Source organism: Segetibacter koreensis DSM 18137 (assembly GCF_000374045.1).
In the GTDB taxonomy this organism is placed as follows: Bacteria; Bacteroidota; Bacteroidia; order Chitinophagales; family Chitinophagaceae; genus Segetibacter; species Segetibacter koreensis.
In genome coordinates this window covers 208,139-227,905 of sequence record NZ_KB893315.1, presented here as the reverse complement: position 1 = coordinate 227,905, position 19,767 = coordinate 208,139, and the positions used below count along the sequence as shown (strand labels likewise).

Here is a 19,767-nt window from a genome sequence, read left to right as displayed (position 1 = left end):
GGATAATAAAATTTTTATTGGAACGCTTATATCACTGTAATCCAGTATTCAAGCTTCATTAATATATCCAATACAAATTTTATGAAAAACCTTTTTACACTATTATTATTTGTCTTCTTCTTACATTCTGCGAGGGCAACTAATTATTATTTTTCAACAGTTTCCGGTGATGATTCCAGAACTGCAGCCCAGGCACAAAATCCTTCCACTCCATGGAAGACAATAGGTAAACTAAACAGTTATTTCAGCAGCCTTCAAGCCAGTGACTCTGTTTTATTTAATCGTAGTGAAACCTTTTACGGGTCAATTACTGTAAATAAATCAGGAACTGCAAGCTCACCAATTGTTATTGGTGCTTATGGTACAGGTGACAAACCGGTTATAACTGGTTTAACTACCCTAACTAATTGGGTTTCTGTTGGTAATGGTATTTACGAAAGCTACAATGCCTCTTTAGGTTCAAATCTTAATCTTTTACTTTTAAATGACGAGCAGCAGCCGATGGGCCGTTATCCTAATACAGATTATTTAACCCTTGAATCTCATTCCGGCAAAACATCTATAACTGATAATGAATTATCATCTGACCCGAATTGGACAGGCGCTGAATTAGTAACACGTCCTGCACATTGGTTATTAAACAGGTCTGTAATTACATCTCATTCAGGAAACACTCTATATTATTCAGGTATTTCAGAACCTAACAATAACTTCGGTTATTTTATTCAAAACAGCATTAAAACCCTCGACCAGTTTGGCGAGTGGTATTATGACAAAGCCGCTAAAAAAGTAAGCGTTTACTTTGGAGAAAAATCTCCCTCATCTTGCAAAGTTACCGCCAGTGCCATTGACTACGTTATATATTCATCTAATAGAAGTTATGTTGTAGTTAACAATTTAACTTTAAAGGGTGGAAATAAAAATACCGTGGACATTAATAGTGGTAACAATTTTCAGTTTAGCAATTGTAATGTTTTATTTTCAGGAATAGATGGGGTAAATGTTTCAAATCATTCATATTTCAAGATTGAAAACTGTGCTGTTTCAAATTCTTATAACAATGGCATATCAGTGGGTACTTCAAACCCTTATGCTATTGTAAGAAATAATATCATAAGAAATTCATATGCTGTACCGGGTATGGGTCAAAGCGGCGAGGGACAGGGTGCAGGCATCAGGGTTAATAAAAGCTCAATCGCAGAATATAACCAGGTTATTAATTCCGGTTTCATTGGCATACAAATGGGCGGCGATTCTTGCATAGTTAAGAATAATTATATCGATAGCTTTTGTTTTGTAAAAGATGATGGAGGCGGAATTTATACCTATAATAACTCTGATGTTACAAATTACGGAAGAAAAGTAACAGGCAATATAGTATTAAATGGTATAGGAGCGGGGGCAGGTGCAAATACAACTAATTCTTCTGCTGAAGGCATTTATATGGATGGATTGGTAAATGGGGTAGAAATTGCCGGTAATACTATTGCTAATTCTAACAAGGGACTTTTTCTAAATAATGCGAGGGATGTTATTGTAAAAAACAACACTTTATTTAATAATGGCCACGGGCAGCTTCATATGCAGCATAATATACCCAGCGGCTTCAGAAACAATACAATTACTAACAATATATTCTTTTCTAAAACATCAAACCAGCCGGTTTCTGCTATTGTAAGTAAATTTGATAACAGTGATATAAATAGTTTAGGGAGACTCGATAGTAATTATTATGCTAGACCAATTGATGATAAAACCGTTATTTCGAATACTATTTATGCTAATTCGTCAGGTGAGACTTTAGTTAACCTTGATCTGGAGGGATGGAAAACACAATCTAGCCTTGATCCGGCTTCAAAACGAAGTGCTAAGCAGATTTCTCCATATACATTTAACTCTCTTATAGGTTCAAATAAGTTTCCTTATGGAAGTTTTAGTGCCAGTACTGATATTAAAAAAGCATTTCCAAACAGTTGCACTTTAACATGGGGAAATTCTGGATTATTAGATGGAGGCTATTTAGAGGTTGCACCATCAGCGAAAAGTTCTTCTATTGTAATGGGGGTAGGAACTCTTTCTGCTAATAAAAATTATATTTTAAAATATAGCTTAAAAGGTTCGTCCAGTATGAGTATAGGTGCCTATTTAAGAGCATCATCTACTGGTTCTTATAAGCCTCTGACGACAAACCAGATCAGGACGGTAAGCATAGCGCGAAGCGAAAATGAAATGGTATTTACTCCTTCACAAGATGAGGCAAACGGCTCTGTAGTGTTATTTGTCGATGCTCAAAGTTCTTACTACCTTGATAATATACAGTTATTTGAGGTAGAAGCTACTGTAACAAATCCTGATGACTCGATAAGGTTTGTATTTAACCCAAACCCGGTAAACAAAATTGTTCCTTTAGATGGAAAGTACGTAGATGTGAAAAATAATAAATATTTAAGCAGTATCAAACTGCAGCCTTACGAGTCGGCAATATTGATTAAAGATGGCAAAGCTCCGGTTGTAAGTCTAGCCATCCCCGCAGCTTATACAAACTTCGCTTCGACTTCATCAGTTACTTTCAGTGCCGCTGCCGTTGACAGTGATGGTACAGTAAGTAAGGTAGATTTTTATAATGGCGATACATTGTTAGGAACTGCTACTGCAAGTCCTTATACCTTCACCTGGAGTAAGGCTCCAGCCGGAACCTACTTTATCATAGCAAAAGCAACTGATAATGACTCACTTGTTGCAACTTCTGATGCTGTTGCCGTATCTGTATACGTTCCAAATGTTGCACCTTCTGTAAGTCTTACAAGTCCTGTTGCTAATGCAAGTATTGGTGCACCTGCATCAATTACTCTTAGCGCTGATGCCGCTGATACAGATGGTACAGTAAAGAAAGTTCAATTTTATAATAATGATACTCTGCTTGGAACCGCAACTGTAAAGCCTTATACTTTTACCTGGAACAATGTACCTAAAGGAAGATATTCTATCACAGCAAAAGCTACTGACGACAGTTCAGCTGTTACTACTTCTACAGCTATTGCCTTTTCTGTGTACAATCCAAATGTTGCGCCTTCTGTAAGCCTTACAAGTCCTGTTGCTAATGCAAGTATCGGTGCCCCTGCATCAGTTACTATTAGCGCTGACGCTGCTGACACAGANGGTACAGTAAAAAAAGTAGAATTTTATAATAATGGAATTTTGCTTGGCACNGCTACAACACGACCTTATACTTTTACCTGGANNAGNGTACCNAAGGGNACNTATTNTATCACAGCAAAAGCTACTGACGACAGTTCAGCTGTTACNACTTCTACAGCTATTGCCTTTTCTGTGTACAATCCAAATGTTGCGCCTTCTGTAAGCCTTACAAGTCCTGTTGCTAATGCAAGTATCGGTGCCCCTGCATCAGTTACTATTAGCGCTGACGCTGCTGACACAGANGGTACAGTAAAAAAAGTAGAATTTTATAATAATGGAATTTTGCTTGGCACGGCTACAACACGACCTTATACTTTTACCTGGAACAGTGTACCCAAGGGGACCTATTTTATCACAGCAAAAGCTACTGACGACAGTTCAGCTGTTACCACTTCTACAGCTATTGCCTTTTCTGTGTATAATCCAAATGTTGCGCCTTCTGTAAGCCTTACAAGTCCTGTTGCTAATGCAAGTATCGGTGCACCTGCATCAGTTACTATTAGCGCTGACGCTGCTGACTCAGATGGTACCATTAAAAAAGTAGAATTTTATAATAATGGAGTTTTACTTGGAACTGCTACAACAAGACCTTATACTTTTACCTGGAACAGTGTACCCAAGGGGACCTATTTCATAACAGCAAAAGCTACCGACGACAGTTTAGCTGTTAACACTTCTACAGCTATTGCATTTTCTGTATACAATCCCAATGTTGCGCCTTCTGTAAGTCTTACAAGTCCTGTTGCTAATGCAAGTATCGGTGCACCTGCATCAGTTGTTATCAGCGCTGACGCTGCTGACTCAGATGGTACAGTAAAAAAAGTAGAATTTTATAATAATGATACGCTTATTGGCACCGCTTCTGCAAAGCCTTACACTTTCAACTGGAGCAATGTTAAAGCAGGAAACTATTCTATCACAGCAAAAGCTATTGACGATAGTTTGGCCGTTACTGCTTCTGCCCCTGTTGCCTTCTCTGTTACAGTTCCTAATATCGATCCTACTGTATATCAATCTTATGACACGCTTTCGCCTATTGCTGATGCTTTTGTAAGAAACGGAAATTATTCTTCTATCAATTATGGCAGCGATTCAAATTTAGTTGCAAAAAATTCTGCTTCCAGTGGTTATACCCGCGCATCTTATCTTAAATTTTCTCTTAATAACCTGACTGCCGTAAGCTCAGCAAAAATTCGCATCTATGGTCGTAATTCAGAAAATACATCCAATATTACTATTTCAGCATACAGTGTAGATAACGATTCATGGAATGAAAATACTATTACCCTAAATAATGCGCCTGACACTAGCTCATCTGCTTTAAGCTCTACAGCTATTAATAACGTAGCTGCATATTATGAGTTTGATGTTACCAACTACGTTAAGGCTCAATTTGCAGGAGATAAAGTTGTTAGCTTTTTAGTAAAAGATGCTTCAAACCAAAATAAAAGTATAGTATTTAACAGTAAAGAAAATTTAAATAACATTCCTCAATTAGTCGTTACGGCTCCAATTCCTGATTTAACTGTGCTACCTATAGCAGATGCATATATTCGTGATGGTGGTTATGCTGCAACCAATTATGGCAACGATACTTCTTTAGGTGTAAAAAGCACTACTGCTGCCGGGTATGGTCGTTCAACATATATTAAATTTCCTCTTAACAATGCAGTTAGAGTGGGTTCAGCAAAACTGAGGATATTTGGTCGGAATACAGAAAATACAGCAACTATAAATGTTTCTGTATATAATGTAGATAACGACTCATGGACGGAAAATACAATTACCTATAATAATGCTCCTACAACTTCAGGGTCTGCATTAAGCACCACCGGAGTTAATAACCAGGCCAGGTATTACGATCTAGATGTTACCGATTATGTTAAGACTCAATTTGCCGGGGATAAAATCGTTACTTTCTTAGTAAAGGATTCTGCTAATCAAAATAGAAGTCTTGTTTTCAACAGTAAAGAAAACACTCAAAATCCGCCACAATTAATCATTGGAGCATCTGATATCGTAAAAGTAGCAAGCAAGAATACAGCGGCTTATAATGCTACCTATAAGACTCCAACTGTTAGCCAGTCTATAGCTAATAAGGATACAGCTTCTGTTATAAATAACCTTCATGCTCTAAATGTAAATACTGCTAACACAAGTGTTGGAAGTGCTGCTGCTTCTACTGTTAAGGTTTACCCTAACCCAGCGGTAAATAAGATACAAATAAGCGTGGATGGCATACAAACAAACAGTCAGAAAGCAAACATGTCTATAACAAACTTATCGGGAATGATTATTAAAAACATCCCTGTCGTTTTAACCGGCAAAACTCTTGAAGCTGACGTCACTTCACTTACCAGTGGTATGTATATTGTTACCATTGCTGGTGATGATTTTAAAATCAGTAAGAAGTTTTTAAAGAATTAAATTGCTTAATTGGCTACTAATTGTTTAAATGAGAAAAATAACAAGCGCTTTTTAAAGTATTATTTAGAATATGAGGAACAGTTAGAACTCATAAAATTGTAAGTACTTTAGTTGTAAACAAAGAGGCTGTCTCAAAACTGATTTTGAGGCGGCCTCTTTCATTTATCAGCAGTGATTTAAGTGAGTCGAAATCTTTATTCGAGAAATTGCTTGTAACACTAACAAGCCTCCTAATGCTTTAAATATTTTCAACAAGCTAAAATGGAGCATCGAATTCACTACCACATCCTGTTATCTAAACCCTCGCGGTAGCAGAATAAGTTTACCATTGTTTAAAGCAGTGCATGCACCAGTATTTGAGATTTTAAAAATCTTTTCAAAAAAATCTAAAATTAGTTGAAGATATAAAAAATCAATCGTAATATTGCGATATAATTATGGGCGCAACAAAATCATTGGAATTTAGTGCAAAGGAAAACAGGCTAGCAAAATATGCTAAGGCATTGGCTCATCCTGCCCGTGTGGCAATCCTGCAATTACTGGCAAAAAAACAGGCGTGTGTATGTGGAGATATTGTAGATGAGCTTCCATTGTCGCAGAGCACAGTCTCTCAGCATTTAAAAGAATTAAAAGATGCAGGGCTGATAAAGGGCGATATAGAAGGAGCAAAAGTTTGCTATTGCATAGACGAAAAAGAATGGAAAGCAGCACAATCATCGCTCAACCAGTTATTTGATTCTTTCAAAAGCGGCAGCAATTGTTGCTGATTTTTTTTTAAGTATGTCCATCGTTATTTTACGATAATTATTTAAAATTAAACAAAATGGAAACTCAGGAAAATGTAAAAGAAATGGTAAGGCAGAAGTATTCTGAAATCGCCTTACAAGATAAAGAAAGCAACCAGGTCTCCTGTTGTGGCTCGGGCTGTTGCAGTACAGAAGTATATAACATTATGTCGGAAAGTTATGACGAGTTGGAAGGTTATACCCCTGATGCTGATCTGGGCTTAGGATGCGGCTTGCCGACCCAATTTGCCAGAATTAAAAAAGGTGACGTGGTAATTGATTTAGGCAGTGGTGCAGGTAACGATGCTTTTATAGCGAGGCACGAAACAGGTGAAACAGGAAAAGTTATTGGTATCGATTTTACACCTGCTATGATTGAAAGGGCGCGGCTGAACGCTGAAGTGAGAGGTTTTAACAATGTGGAATTCAGGCAAGGCGATATTGAAAAAATGCCGGTTACCGCAAATACTGCAAACGTAATAGTCAGCAATTGTGTTCTTAATCTTGTACCAAACAAAGATGGGGTTTTTAAGGAAATTTATAGAGTATTAAAGGCTGGTGGTCATTTCAGTATTTCAGATATTGTATTGCAAGGCGAATTGCCAAACCCGATTAAAGAAGCAGCCGAAATGTATGCAGGTTGTGTTGCAGGTGCAATTCAAAAAGAAGTGTATTTGGAATTGATAAAAAGCAATGGGTTTACTAATATCACTATTCAAAAGGACAAACCAATTATCATTCCCGATGACATTCTTAACAACTATTTGTCAGCAGACCAGATTGATGCTTTTAAACAATCGGGCACAGGCATTTTTAGTATAACAGTCTATGCAGAAAAGCCATTGGCAGAAAAAGAGGATTGTTGCGAAGCCGGTTGTTGCAATTAAATAAGTTTTCTACTATGATTTCTTTAGAATTTAGAGAGAAAATATTTAATGGAAAGACAAAGTAAAATAACCGGTAAGTAAATAATATAAAGAATGTCTGCAAACAATTGTGCTCCTGCCAACGAAAGAAAGAAACTTAGCTTTTTAGACCGATTTTTAACGTTTTGGATATTTTTAGCCATGGCAATTGGTGTTGCCGTAGGCTACTTATTTCCTTCATCATCAACTTTTATAAATTCTTTTTCAACAGGCACTACCAATATTCCTTTAGCAGTAGGTTTGATATTGATGATGTATCCACCTTTTGCTAAAGTCAGGTACGAGAAACTAAAGGAGGTATTTAAAAATTTAAAAGTATTATCGGTTTCATTATTACTTAACTGGGTAATTGGTCCAATACTAATGTTTATACTTGCCATTGTCTTCTTACATAATTATCCGGAATATATGGTAGGTTTAATTCTGATAGGACTTGCACGCTGTATCGCCATGGTAATTGTATGGAATGAATTAGCAGAAGGCAGCAGGGAATATGCAGCAGGACTTGTTGCATTGAACAGCATTTTTCAGGTGTTGTTGTACAGTGTTTATGCTTATATTTTTATAACAGTGCTACCCCCATTATTTGGCATTAAAGGATCTGTAGTAAATATAACAATTGGCCAGATTGCAAAAAGTGTCGCTGTCTACCTCGGCATTCCTTTTTTTGCCGGGGTGATTAGCAGGTATGCATTGATTTCGCTGAAAGGTGAAGAATGGTATCAAAAAACATTTATTCCTGTAATCTCTCCCATAACATTAATAGCGCTTCTTTTTACTATTATTGTAATGTTTAGCTTAAAAGGTAAACTGATTGTGCAAATACCAATGGATGTAATAAGAATTGCTATCCCACTGGTTATCTATTTTATTATAATGTTTTTAGTCAGTTTCTTTATCGGTAAAAAAATGGGTGCAGATTATTCAACCAATGCCTCTATTGCCTTTACTGCCGAAGGAAACAACTTTGAATTAGCAATTGCAGTTGCCATTGGTGTATTTGGTATTAACAGTGGACAAGCGTTTGCAGGTGTTATAGGTCCATTGGTTGAAGTGCCGGCATTAATTGCACTCGTTAATGTCGCTTTTTGGCTTAGAAGCAAGTATTACACTAAACAACGTTTACAGACATTTTAAACCAATTTATGAAAATCGCATTATTCTCCGATATACATGCAAATCTTCCTGCCTTGCAGGCATTCTTTAAAAATGTGGAGCAAAAAAAAACTGATGCTATTTATTGCCTTGGAGATTTAGTAGGTTATAACATTTGGCCCAATGAAGTAATCAATGAAATAAGAAAAAGAGGCATCCCGACCATCGCCGGCAATTATGACCAGGGAATTGGTTTAATGAGTGATGAATGTGGCTGTTCTTATAAAACAGATACCGAAAAGGATATGGGAAAGATTTCAATCTCTTATACTAATTCGCTTGTAAACCCAGAAGAACGTAACTATCTGAGAACATTACCCGCCCATATTAAAAGTAGAGTTTCAGTTAAACAATGATAAGCTACATCTCTTATTGGTACATGGCAGCCCAAGAAAGATTAACGAGTATTTGTTTGAAGACCGGGATGAAAAGAGCTTATTAAGAATAATGGAACAGGCCGATGCAGATATTATGTGCTTTGGTCATACACACAAACCTTACTATAGGGTATTACCAACAGAATCTGAGAATAACATTCATTATCGGCACGCAGTAAATATTGGTTCAGTAGGCAAACCAAAAGATAGTAATCCTAAAGGATGTTACGTAATACTGACAATAAACCGCGATAGCTCAATAACAAATAGGGAGGCAGTACAGGTTGAGTTTGTACGCTTTGATTACGATGTAGAAAAGGCTGCAAAAGCAGTTGAAGACAGCCCTTTGCCAAATGAATACGCCCAGATGTTAAGGCGAGGGTTTTAGAAAGTCTACAGTACGTTGTTCCTCACCATAATAATAAATTATTGATTAGTAGATAACTTAGCTAAATACTGATCAAACTGATCTCTGTATAAAATCTCTGTATTCCATCCTTCCTCTTTTGCGACTTGGGTAAGTTTCTTCCTGTCAATGTATAACCAGGTAAACCAGTCTGTTTTTTGCTTTTTATATTCATATTGGTACATTATCTCACCATAATAATTTTTCATCTTCGGCGGCTTTCCTTCATATAAATATGCAACGTCTGATGAATCGAATAGTAATTGTCCGCCCGGATTCAGTAATTTTTTTGCATGTTGAAAAAACTCTTTTAACCTGCTGATGTTCCCCGTTAAGCCAATACCGTTCATTAGCAATAGCAAGGTATCAAAACCGCCTGTTTCAAATTCAAAAATATCTTTTTCAACAATTGATTTTACGCCGCGTTGTTTCATTACTGCTGCTGCTGCAGGTGATATTTCAAGGGCAGTCACATCTACACCTTTTTCCTGTAGCAATATTGCATGACTGCCCGCACCTGCACCTATGTCTAACACTTTGCCTGTGCAGTTTTGTAAAGCAATTAATTCATGATCAGGAAGAGTTGATTCTTCCCGGAAATAAATGTGAACAGGCATTTCTTCTTTAGGGCCGTATTTGTTATGTATCCATAATTTACCTGGTGGCGCTTTTGTGTAATAATCATATAAAGCCTGGCCTAACACATCATTCATACAAGTTATTTTGCTTTTAGTTGTTTCAAAATATCCTCCAGATAATCAGCTTGTATTTGTTGAATTTCCATAAGCCTCTTATTCTGGTGAATAAGCAGGTGATCAACTTTTTCGTTCAATATTTTTATTTCAAGTTCTGCTTTAAGGTTTATTTTATAATCATGTTCGCTCCTTATCCTGTCTTTGTGTTCCTGCCGGTTTTGGCTCATCATAATTATAGGAGCCTGTATTGCAGCAAGACAGCTTAAAATAAGATTGAGTAAAATAAAAGGATAAGGATCGAACGGTTTGGTAGTGAGCAGCCAAATATTTACAGCCATCCAGATAAGTAAAAAACTAAAAAAGATAATAATGAATATCCAGCTTCCGCCAAAAGATGCTATATGATCTGCAACTCTTTGACCGAAAGTTAGTTTTTCTTCTATATCGTCCTCAATATTTTCAGATAGTATTTTGCTTGATGAAATTGCTTCAACAACTTCTTTTTCCAGCGAGTTAAGCTCCCCGTTTTCTTCGTTTATTAACTGGGCAAGTTGCTTATTTCTGTATGTGTTCAACGCATCATTACTTATGTAACTGTCATTGGAGAAGTCTTTATGATCTTGTTTTATAAGGTTAAACAGAGATGATCTAAGCTGGTCAGCTTTCTGAGCATCGTTTTCGTTTATTTCCTTTTTTGTAATGTGGCAGGTAACTTTTTCCATTACTTTTTTTTAAATTTATAACAAACCTGAAAGTGAAATAATACTTCCTCAGGTAAAAGCAGGAATTATTTTTAATGTGCCAGATTTTGCAAAACAATAATGATTATTGCAGGCTTACAGAAAAGCATAACGCTTTTATACAGCCAGAACCTAAAAATTAAAATAGAATAAAAAAGAGCTTCAAATAATGAAACTCTTTTTATAGGTAATTTACTTATCTATAAAATCAGCATAGCATCACCATAGCTGAAAAAACGATATTTGTCTTTTATAGCTTTTTTATATGCTTCCATGGTAAGGTCGTAGCCTGCAAAAGCGCAGGTCATTATAAGAAGGCTTGTCTTAGGCAAGTGAAAGTTTGTAACCAAAGAATCTGCAACATTAAAATCATAAGGTGGATGAATAAAAGTATTGGTCCATCCTTCACTTGGTTTTAATAGTTTTTGTGCTGTAAAACTTGTTTCCAGCGCTCGCATGGTTGTTGTACCTATAGAGCATACGTGGTGACCTGTTTCTTTGGCCTTGTTAACAATTTTACTGGCGGTTTCATCAACCTGATAATATTCTGCATCCATTTTGTGCTTGCTGAGATCTTCGACTTCTATGGGTCTAAAGGTGCCTAAGCCTGTATGAAGCGTAATTTCGGCAAAACGAATACCTTTTATTTCGCAACGTTTTATAAGTTCTTTACTAAAATGTAAACCGGCCGTTGGTGCCGCAACTGCTCCTTCATGCTTGGCGTAAACGGTTTGATACCTTTCCCGGTCCTCTTCGTCAGGTTTACGTTTTATATACCTGGGAAGAGGTGTTTCACCAAGCGCTTCTAATTGCGCTTTGAAAGAATCATCATCCCCATCCCATAAAAAACGGATGGTACGACCGCGGCTGGTAGTATTGTCTATTACTTCAGCCACCAGCTCGTCTGCATCGCCAAAATACAATTTGTTGCCCACCCGTATTTTTCTTGCCGGGTCCACAATTACATCCCAAAGGCGGTTTGGCTTATTTAATTCCCTCAGCAGAAAAACTTCTATTTTGGCACCTGTTTTTTCTTTGCGGCCGTACATGCGTGCAGGAAAAACCTTTGTATTATTAATTACAAATACGTCTTTGTCATTAAAATATTCAAGAATATCGCGAAAATGCTTGTCCTCTATCTGTCCTGTTTTACGGTGAACAACCATCATGCGGCTGTCTTCTCTTTTTTTCGCTGGATTTTGTGCAATTAGATTTAGTGGAAGATCAAATTTGAATTGTGTTAATTTCATGTGCTATTGATTCTTTTTTTTCTCCAAGGGAGTACTGTCTACAATGGTCACATACAGGTTGCCGGGTTTCACCTTAACTATGAGCTTGTTATGGCACGATTTTAAGGTGGGTGAAGGTAAGAACAAATTATTCATTTATTTTAAATTGAGAACAAAATATGGTTGTTTTTTTAAAGGCTATAATAAATCCTTTACTCTTTTAAGAAAAAATATTTACTTGTAAATTATCCATTTTTTTATAGCTAATAGTTATTGATCTTTAGAAATATCATTTTCCAATAAATTCATATCTTACATTTTAAATTGTGACTTTTCCTCATTTAAAGATAACTTTTTTAGGTACGGGCACCAGCACTGGTGTTCCCATGGTTGCCTGTACGTGCGAGGTTTGCACTTCGACAGATTCTAATGATAACCGGCTTCGCAGCAGCATAATGATACAGTCTGCTTCTACCACTATTATAGTAGATGCTACACCTGATTTCAGATACCAGATGCTAAGAGAAAATATAAAGCATATTGATGCAATACTGATCACTCATTCTCACAAAGACCATGTTGCGGGAGTAGACGATACCCGGCCATTCCAATTCTTTTCTCATTTGCCCACAGAAATTTATGGCAATAACATGTCACTTGAAGGTGTGAGAAATGAAATTCCCTATGCATTCGATACTACAAAATATCCTGGTATTCCCAAAGTAAATCTTCATGAGGTTTCTTTAGATCCTTTTGTAATTGGCGATATTCCTGTTATTCCCATTTTAGTCTGGCATTATAAAATGCCTGTTTATGGTTTCAGGTTTGGCAAGTTTACCTATATAACGGATGCAAACCGGATCGATGCTAAGGAAAAGGAAAAAATTGTAGGAAGTGAAATTCTTGTATTAAATGCTTTAAGAAAAGAGCCACATATTTCGCATTTTACACTGCAGCAGGCAATAGAACTGGTAAAGGAATTAAAGATTCCACGAGCCTATTTTACACACATAAGTCACCAGCTAGGATTGCACAAGGCCGTAAACGATCTCTTGCCAGGGGGAATACAACTGGCATATGACGGTCTGAAAATTGAGATCTGATTCGGTAAAATTCATTTTAAAATTATTGCAGATGAAATATTGGTGGCGAAATGTTGTAAACGACTATTTTACTTTTTCTGCAAAAGAGAGAAATGGGTTGATAATAATGGGCTTGATCGGGGCATTAATTTTTATTTTCTCAAGATACTTTACCGTAAAAGAAGCTTCAGTAAGCAAAGATGCTTTCCAGCAGGAGCTTGCACAGCTAAAAATTATAGTGGATAGTTCGAATAATAAAGCAGGATATCAGCGGGATGAAAATTACGTTGATTATTACCGGCCAATGCAAAATGAGAATGTAAGATATTCTAAAGGGGTATTATTTGAGTTTGACCCCAATACCCTGGATGCTGATGGATGGAAAAAATTAGGCGTACGTGAGAAAACAATAAATACTATTCAAAAGTTTTTAGCGAGCGGCTATAAATTCAGAAAGCCAGATGATATAAGGAAAATATACGGACTGCAAACTGAGGATGCAGGAAGGCTTATTCCTTATATTCGTATTGCTAAAAAAGAAGAATCTTCTGCAAATAATTCTTACGCCGATAAAGCAAAAATAGCTTCTACATCTAATGCTGTATCAGAAATAAAAAGAACAAAGATTATAGACATCAATACAGCAGACACATCAGAATTTATTTCTTTGCCCGGCATTGGCAGTAAGCTTGCCACACGAATTGTAAATTTCAGGCAAAAGCTTGGCGGATTTAGTTCAGTTGCGCAATTAGGTGAAACTTATGGTATAGCAGACAGTACTTTTGAAAAAATTAAATCTCGTTTGCAGTGTATAAATCCAATCTTAAAAACTATTAATATCAACACTGCTGGTATAGATGAGTTGCGGGCTCATCCTTATCTTAGATGGAATATTGCCAACGCAATTCTTAATTACCGCCAACAACATGGTAACTATATATCTGTAGAAGATATTAAAAAGATTGATATAATAACTGAAGAATTGTATAATAAGATAGCTCCTTACCTGGTTGTACGAGGATAATTAAAAACATCGATTAAATCTTTTTATCAGCTAAAATGCCTCCGGTAATTTTTTTAACGAAAGATAATGAGCGGTTTAACAATAAAAGTAAAGTGTCTAAATCTTTCCATAAACGAATTGACTTTACGGTTTTAAAGCCTTCACAATGACCTTGAAATTATGCTGGCCCAACCTTTGCCATTACTTAAGAAAAATATTTTATGAGATACTTTTCAATAATGCTAATCGTTTTGTTCTCTGCCACTTTGCAGGTAGATGCGCAAACAACAAGTGGCACAACAGGTGGACAGAATAAAACAGCGATAAATAAGCAGGAAAAAAAACGATTGCAACGAGGTGCCAGCCAATATTACGGAAAAAAGATACTACGCCAGGCAGCCCAATGGGTACAGGTGGTGCAGGTGGAGATATGAGCGGCTCGCCGGCAGCATCAGCGATTGAGACAAACGACCAGACAAGTAAAGCAGATGTTAATAAGGATAGTAATAATGCAGTAGGGGATACCAGTAGTATAAATGATACTACACAACAAAAGCCTGGAATTAAGAAAGCAGGAAGTGTGCGCCATAAGAGCAGGAATTTGTGATGAACGTGTGGCGTAGGTACAACAAACCGTCACCATTTCTCAGATTTTGATTTTTTATCAATTTTTAAATTTTTATGATGAATAATGAAACTCCTTCTCCTGCTGACAGAAGTAACTCGGCCGAGGATCAAAAAAATAAAGAACAGCAACCGTTGCCTTTTCATAATCCTTTAAAGGCAGATAACAACGATAAACAGGTGACGCAAGAGGATATAGAAAACGAACAAAAGTATAAAGAAGCTCTATCAGAGAGGGATTAATACAGAGAAGTCAATTATTTTAAAATTTACTAAAGATGATGTTGAATCATCTTTTTTTTGCGACATTCTTAATTTACATAGTAACCGACCAAAAACTTCTTTTACTAAAGCTCTTTTATTCTAATATTTTTATAAGACGCTTCGGCTTTTCCACCTCCATGTATTTGGAGCGCGATAAGTCCCTTTTGCTCTATTTTTTCATCTTTTTCAATATAGTCAACCGTATTAACTCCGTTAAGCCAAATTCTTATTCTTTTTCCTTTACAACGAATCCGGTAATCATTCCAGTCGTTATTTTTTAAAACTTTGCTTACGACAATTGAATCGGGCTTTACGAGAGTAGTATTTCTTCTTGATTCGTCATACAGGCTTGCCCAATATCCTTCGCCGAGATCCGCCTGGTACCCACTCATTTCGTAATCCGGATTTTGTAATCGTTTACTTCTAAACTGTACACCCGCATTTACAAACCCTGTTCCGGTCAATTTAAATTTAAGTTGCAGATCAAAATCTGCGTATGCCTTTGTAGTTGCAAGAAACATGTTGTGAGGTACTTTTTCTGTCAGAGAACCTCCGACTAAGGCTACATCTTTTATTTTCCAGGTTTGTACAGTATCTCCTTCCCATCCTTTAAATGTCTTTCCATCAAAAAGAGTTTTGATTTGTGTTGCAGGTTGAGCAGACGAGCTTATAAAAAAGATTATTGTAATAAAACTGGTAATAAAAATTTTCATAGCGGTAAGATAGAAACTTATTGCGCTTCAACAAACTTCTGTGATGATGTTTATAAAAAAGAGGAGTAACACTAAGCAAGTAACGTCATATTCTTTATGCTCTCTTTTTATAATTAATTACTGCCCACGTGTTTAAAACAAAAGCAAATATGAGAATGATACTGATGTGTGGAAGAATATCACTAAGGGTGCTTCCTTTTAAAATTACCAGCCGCATCACTTCTATAAAATATGTTACCGGGTTAAATTTTGTAAACCATTGCGCCCATACGGGCATACTGTCGATGGGTGTATATAAACCGCCGAGAAGAATAAATATCATAAACAGAAAAAAAGTCACCAGCATTGCCTGTTGCTGAGAATTAGAAAAAGTAGAAATTAATAAGCCAAACCCTAAAACGGCTAAAAGATAAACGGCCGCAAAAACATAAATTGTAAATAAACTCCCAACAGGAACAATACCATACAGCAACCAAGCTATGAACAAACCGATGGTTAAAATAAATAGACCCAATATCCAAAACGGAATAAGTTTCCCTAATATGAAATGATATTTCTTTACCGGCGTAACATTTATTTGCTCAATGGTGCCTATCTCTTTTTCTTTTACAATGTTTAGTGAAGTAAGAAACGACCCGACTATGGTTACGAGCATTACCAAAATACCGGGAACCATAAAAAACTTATAATTCATTAGAGGATTGAACCAATTGCTGGAACGTACATCAATGTTTATTTCGGGACTAAAGCGTGGAATTTGTATCCATTCAGTTCGTACTTGATTATTAAAATCGCGGATAATGCTTTGCAAATAAGACGATGCCAAACCCGCCTTTACTCCATTAATAGCATTAATGGCAAGGAATAAAGTAGCTTCATTTTCCCGTACCAGGTTTTTTTCAAAGTTTATCGGTATTTCTACTACTACATCTGCTTTATCTACTTCAATTTCTTTTAATGCTTTATTATATGAATCGGTGTATTGGTCTAATTGAAAATACCCTGAGGCTGTTACCTTTGAAATTAATCTCCGGGCATAGTCGCTATGGTCATGATCTACAATGGTTAGTTTTATGTTTCGCACTTCATAATCGGCAGCCCACGGCAGCAATAACAATTGCAATACAGGTACAACAAAAATGACCCGCAATATTGCCGGATCGCGAAAGATCTGCCGGAACTCCTTTTGCAATAAAAATTGTAGTGTTCTCATGCCAGCCTTGTTTTAAAGTTTTTTAAGCTTGCCATCAATAAAAAAACAGTCATGCCGGTTAAAATAAATGTTTCTTTCCAGACAGTGATCAAAGGCAAACCTTTAATCATCACTGCCCTCACAATCTGGTAATACCATCTTGCAGGAACAATGTTTGACACTACTTGTAATACCATTGGCATATTTTCAATAGGAAATAAAAATCCGCTTAGCATAAGTGTAGGTAAAAACAATCCTGTCAATGAAATGAACATCGCCATTTGCTGGGAGTCAGTTAAAGTAGAAATGAGTAACCCGAATGATAAACAAGTGATAGTAAATAAAATGCTTTCACTTAATAATAAAATCAAACTGCCTCTTATGGGAACGTCCAATACAAAAACGCTTAATAACAAGATGCTGATAATATTTACTATTGAAATAAGCAAATAAGGAACAGCCTTTGCCAATATGACTTTTATTGGCTGTACCGGTGAAACCAACAACACTTCCATAGTTCCGGTTTCTTTTTCCCGTACAACCGTAATAGCTGTCATCATGGTGCAAACCAGCATTAAAATCATAGAGATAACACCAGGGACGAAACTATACGTACCCTTCATTTGCGGATTGTACAACATGCGTACCTGTGTGTTAATCGTATGGGGCAACTTCCTGTCGTGGGTTACCCGCTTTTGATAATCCATTATGATAGTAGTGGCATAGCCGGTAAGCGTAGTGGCAACATTAGGGTCAGAGGCATCAGCAATAATTTGTACCGGCGCTGTATTAAAATGCTGCAAATCACTTTTAAATGATGGAGGAAAGACGATGATCATTTTTGCTTTGCCTTTATGAAATATTGCTTCAATATCCTGGTATGTATGTAATGCCGCCACCAGGTCAAAATAGCGACTTGCATTCAGTTCATTAATAATTTCTTCGGTAGCAGCATCTTTTGAAAAATCAAGCACGGCAAATTTTGAATTCTTCACTTCGGTAGTCAGAGCAAAGCCAAAAATCATAATTAAAGCTATAGGCATGCCCAACAGTATGAGAAGTGTTTTTGTATCTCTTAAAATATGTAAAAACTCTTTTTTTACAAATGATATAAATTGTTTCATAATTCAAATTGTTAGAAACCGGTAGTCACATTAAGATAGAGGAAGACTGCTATTTCCTGAAAGGGAAGCGATACAAAGACTCTAAATTGTAAGAACTTCTGGGTTTCACAATAATCTTGTAAATCTCATTTTATCCAAGTTCAGACCTCTGCGCTTTCCTTGCCAATTGCAAAAACACATCGTCCATTGTTGTTGCAGTATAAGTTGATTTTAAAACTTCAGGTGTATCTAATGCTTCGATCCTTCCGTCTACCATAATTGCCACCCGGCTACAGTATTCGGCTTCATCCATATAATGTGTTGTCACAAAAATTGTAATGCCTCTTTCAGAGGCCTCGTATATCATGTTCCAAAACTCTCTTCGTGTCACCGGGTCGACCCCGCCTGTTGGCTCATCTAAAAAAACAAGCTGAGGCTCATGGAATATAGCTACAGAAAAAGCCAGCTTTTGTTTCCATCCCAGTGGCAAATCGCCTACCAGTTTATCTGCCTCTTTTTCCAGCTTCAACTGGTGCAACAGTAAAGCGGCTTTCTCTTTAATGAAGATGTTGCTCTTTCCATAAATTCCACCATAAAAACGAATGTTTTCTTTTACGGTTAGATCTTCATACAAAGAAAATTTCTGGCTCATGTAGCCGATATTCTTTTTGATTTTTTCTGTTTGCCGGTATATATCAAAGCCGGCGATGGTGGCTTTGCCTGCAGTTGGCTTAGAAAGACCGCATAACATTCTCATAGCCGTGGTTTTACCGGCGCCATTCGCACCCAGAAAACCAAATATTTCTCCTTTATTTACAAAAAAAGAGATGGCGTCTACGGCTACAAAATCAGCAAAACGTTTTGTAAGCTTCTCTGTTATTATAATCTTTTCTGTATCCATTAGCTCTGCATTAATTGCATAAAACAATCTTCAATGTTTGGTTGTGTTGGCTTGATTTCTACATCAGGATGTCCTTTTTCTACCAGGTAATTTTGTAATTGCTCTTCGCTAAATTCTTTTTTCATAACCGCATGATGATATTCTCCAAACGAATAGCTGTCTTCAGTTCCTTGCCACGCCTTTAAATCACGTAATAGCTGGAACATTTTTTCTGACTTTACTGCCAGTATGGTGTTGTTGAATGCATTGATAATGCTTGCAGGTGTACCTGCTGATAGTATTTTACCTTTTTGCATAAGAGCAACCCGGTCACACAATGCTGCTTCATCCATGTAGGGAGTAGAAACCAGAATGGTAATTCCCTGTTGTTTGAGCCTTTTCAACATTTCCCAAAATTCTTTGCGCGAAACTGCATCAACACCGGTTGTTGGTTCATCTAAAAACAGAACAACAGGCCTGTGAATAAGGGCACAGCTGAGAGCAAGCTTCTGTTTCATACCGCCAGACAGTTTCCCTGCACGTCTTTTCTTAAAAGGCTCTATCTGTACATAAATGTCTTTTATTATATCATAGTTTGCCCCGACAGTAGTATTGAAGATGGTAGCAAAAAAGTTTAAGTTCTCTTCAACAGTTAAATCCTGGTAAAGTGAAAACCGGCCCGGCATGTAACCCACTTTCTGCCTTATGGCTTCATAGTCTTTTACAATGTCAGAACCATCAACGGTTGCAGACCCACCGTCTGGTAATAACAAAGTGGTAAGCATACGAAACAGCGATGTTTTGCCTGCTCCATCAGGGCCGATGATACCAAACAACTCACCTCGTGCCACATCAAAAGAAACATGCTGAACCGCATCGATAGTTTCTTTTTTTGTTGCATACACCTTAGAAAGATTATTTACTGCTACTGCTGTCACTTTTATCTAATTTACTTTTTACCCCATAAA

Annotated in this window: 19 protein-coding genes; 11 read left to right on the top strand and 8 right to left on the bottom strand. The window is 36.8% G+C overall.

The features are described 5' to 3' along the window. Positions 1 to 81: 81 nt before the first annotated feature. From B154_RS33275 to B154_RS33565, 6 genes are all read left to right on the top strand, one after another. Positions 82 to 5,625 (top strand): Ig-like domain-containing protein, encoded by a 5,544-nt coding sequence (locus B154_RS33275; protein ID WP_018611951.1) that lies wholly within the window; start codon positions 82 to 84, stop codon positions 5,623 to 5,625. Positions 5,626 to 6,062: 437 nt separating this feature from the next. Beyond that, positions 6,063 to 6,392 carry an ArsR/SmtB family transcription factor gene (locus tag B154_RS0103580; protein WP_018611950.1) on the top strand — a complete coding sequence of 110 codons (330 nt, stop codon included), beginning with the start codon at positions 6,063 to 6,065 and terminating at the stop codon, positions 6,390 to 6,392. Positions 6,393 to 6,448: 56 nt separating this feature from the next. Next, the gene (locus tag B154_RS0103575; protein ID WP_018611949.1) at positions 6,449 to 7,297 is read left to right on the top strand and encodes an arsenite methyltransferase; all 849 of its coding nucleotides are present in this window, start codon (positions 6,449 to 6,451) and stop codon (positions 7,295 to 7,297) included. A 93-nt stretch (positions 7,298 to 7,390) separates the two neighbouring features. Beyond that, positions 7,391 to 8,473 carry an ACR3 family arsenite efflux transporter gene (arsB, locus tag B154_RS0103570; protein ID WP_018611948.1) on the top strand — a complete coding sequence of 361 codons (1,083 nt, stop codon included), beginning with the start codon at positions 7,391 to 7,393 and terminating at the stop codon, positions 8,471 to 8,473. An 8-nt stretch (positions 8,474 to 8,481) separates the two neighbouring features. Continuing rightward, positions 8,482 to 8,847: a metallophosphoesterase family protein gene (locus tag B154_RS33570; RefSeq protein WP_281166843.1), complete on the top strand. Its 366-nt coding sequence runs from the start codon at positions 8,482 to 8,484 to the stop codon at positions 8,845 to 8,847. 16 nt (positions 8,848 to 8,863) lie between these two features. Beyond that, positions 8,864 to 9,256, top strand: coding sequence for a metallophosphoesterase family protein (locus tag B154_RS33565; RefSeq protein ID WP_281166842.1), 393 nt, complete (start codon positions 8,864 to 8,866; stop codon positions 9,254 to 9,256). A gap of 38 nt (positions 9,257 to 9,294) precedes the next feature. On the opposite strand, the gene B154_RS0103560 is transcribed toward B154_RS33565, so the two are convergent. The 3 genes from B154_RS0103560 to queA all read right to left on the bottom strand — a co-directional run bounded on the left by B154_RS0103560 (position 9,295) and on the right by queA (position 11,959). Next, complete coding sequence (locus tag B154_RS0103560; protein ID WP_018611947.1) at positions 9,295 to 9,987, bottom strand: class I SAM-dependent methyltransferase; 693 nt, start codon at positions 9,985 to 9,987, stop codon at positions 9,295 to 9,297. Between the two features lie 5 nt (positions 9,988 to 9,992). Further along, positions 9,993 to 10,691 carry a DUF1003 domain-containing protein gene (locus B154_RS0103555; protein ID WP_018611946.1) on the bottom strand — a complete coding sequence of 233 codons (699 nt, stop codon included), beginning with the start codon at positions 10,689 to 10,691 and terminating at the stop codon, positions 9,993 to 9,995. A gap of 218 nt (positions 10,692 to 10,909) precedes the next feature. Beyond that, positions 10,910 to 11,959, bottom strand: coding sequence for a tRNA preQ1(34) S-adenosylmethionine ribosyltransferase-isomerase QueA (gene queA, locus B154_RS0103550; RefSeq protein WP_018611945.1), 1,050 nt, complete (start codon positions 11,957 to 11,959; stop codon positions 10,910 to 10,912). A 305-nt stretch (positions 11,960 to 12,264) separates the two neighbouring features. On the opposite strand from queA, the gene B154_RS0103545 reads away from it, so the two are divergent. From B154_RS0103545 to B154_RS0103525, 5 genes are all read left to right on the top strand, one after another. Continuing rightward, complete coding sequence (locus tag B154_RS0103545) at positions 12,265 to 13,041, top strand: MBL fold metallo-hydrolase (protein WP_018611944.1); 777 nt, start codon at positions 12,265 to 12,267, stop codon at positions 13,039 to 13,041. Positions 13,042 to 13,072: 31 nt separating this feature from the next. Further along, positions 13,073 to 14,044 carry a ComEA family DNA-binding protein gene (locus B154_RS27595; protein ID WP_018611943.1) on the top strand — a complete coding sequence of 324 codons (972 nt, stop codon included), beginning with the start codon at positions 13,073 to 13,075 and terminating at the stop codon, positions 14,042 to 14,044. 218 nt (positions 14,045 to 14,262) lie between these two features. Beyond that, a complete protein-coding gene (locus tag B154_RS0103535; RefSeq protein ID WP_169337640.1) occupies positions 14,263 to 14,457 on the top strand; it encodes a hypothetical protein in 195 nt (64 codons plus the stop codon). Further along, entirely contained in the window at positions 14,427 to 14,630 is a 204-nt protein-coding gene (locus B154_RS0103530) for a hypothetical protein (RefSeq protein WP_018611941.1), read from the top strand. Before B154_RS0103535 ends, B154_RS0103530 begins: the two co-directional genes overlap by 31 nt. A gap of 74 nt (positions 14,631 to 14,704) precedes the next feature. Further along, entirely contained in the window at positions 14,705 to 14,890 is a 186-nt protein-coding gene (locus B154_RS0103525; RefSeq protein ID WP_157580440.1) for a hypothetical protein, read from the top strand. Between the two features lie 104 nt (positions 14,891 to 14,994). Here B154_RS0103525 and B154_RS0103520 read toward each other — a convergent pair whose 3' ends face one another. The 5 genes from B154_RS0103520 to B154_RS0103500 form a co-directional block, all read right to left on the bottom strand. Beyond that, complete coding sequence (locus B154_RS0103520) at positions 14,995 to 15,624, bottom strand: 3-keto-disaccharide hydrolase (RefSeq protein ID WP_018611939.1); 630 nt, start codon at positions 15,622 to 15,624, stop codon at positions 14,995 to 14,997. Between the two features lie 94 nt (positions 15,625 to 15,718). Further along, on the bottom strand, positions 15,719 to 16,837 hold the full coding sequence (locus B154_RS0103515; RefSeq protein WP_018611938.1) for an ABC transporter permease: 1,119 nt from the start codon (positions 16,835 to 16,837) through the stop codon (positions 15,719 to 15,721). After that, positions 16,834 to 17,940 carry an ABC transporter permease gene (locus B154_RS0103510; RefSeq protein WP_018611937.1) on the bottom strand — a complete coding sequence of 369 codons (1,107 nt, stop codon included), beginning with the start codon at positions 17,938 to 17,940 and terminating at the stop codon, positions 16,834 to 16,836. The genes B154_RS0103515 and B154_RS0103510 overlap by 4 nt, the downstream gene beginning before the upstream one ends. A 130-nt stretch (positions 17,941 to 18,070) precedes the next feature. Continuing rightward, positions 18,071 to 18,820: an ABC transporter ATP-binding protein gene (locus B154_RS0103505; protein ID WP_026259932.1), complete on the bottom strand. Its 750-nt coding sequence runs from the start codon at positions 18,818 to 18,820 to the stop codon at positions 18,071 to 18,073. Beyond that, positions 18,820 to 19,737 (bottom strand): ABC transporter ATP-binding protein, encoded by a 918-nt coding sequence (locus B154_RS0103500; RefSeq protein WP_018611934.1) that lies wholly within the window; start codon positions 19,735 to 19,737, stop codon positions 18,820 to 18,822. Before B154_RS0103500 ends, B154_RS0103505 begins: the two co-directional genes overlap by 1 nt. Positions 19,738 to 19,767 lie beyond the last annotated feature (30 nt).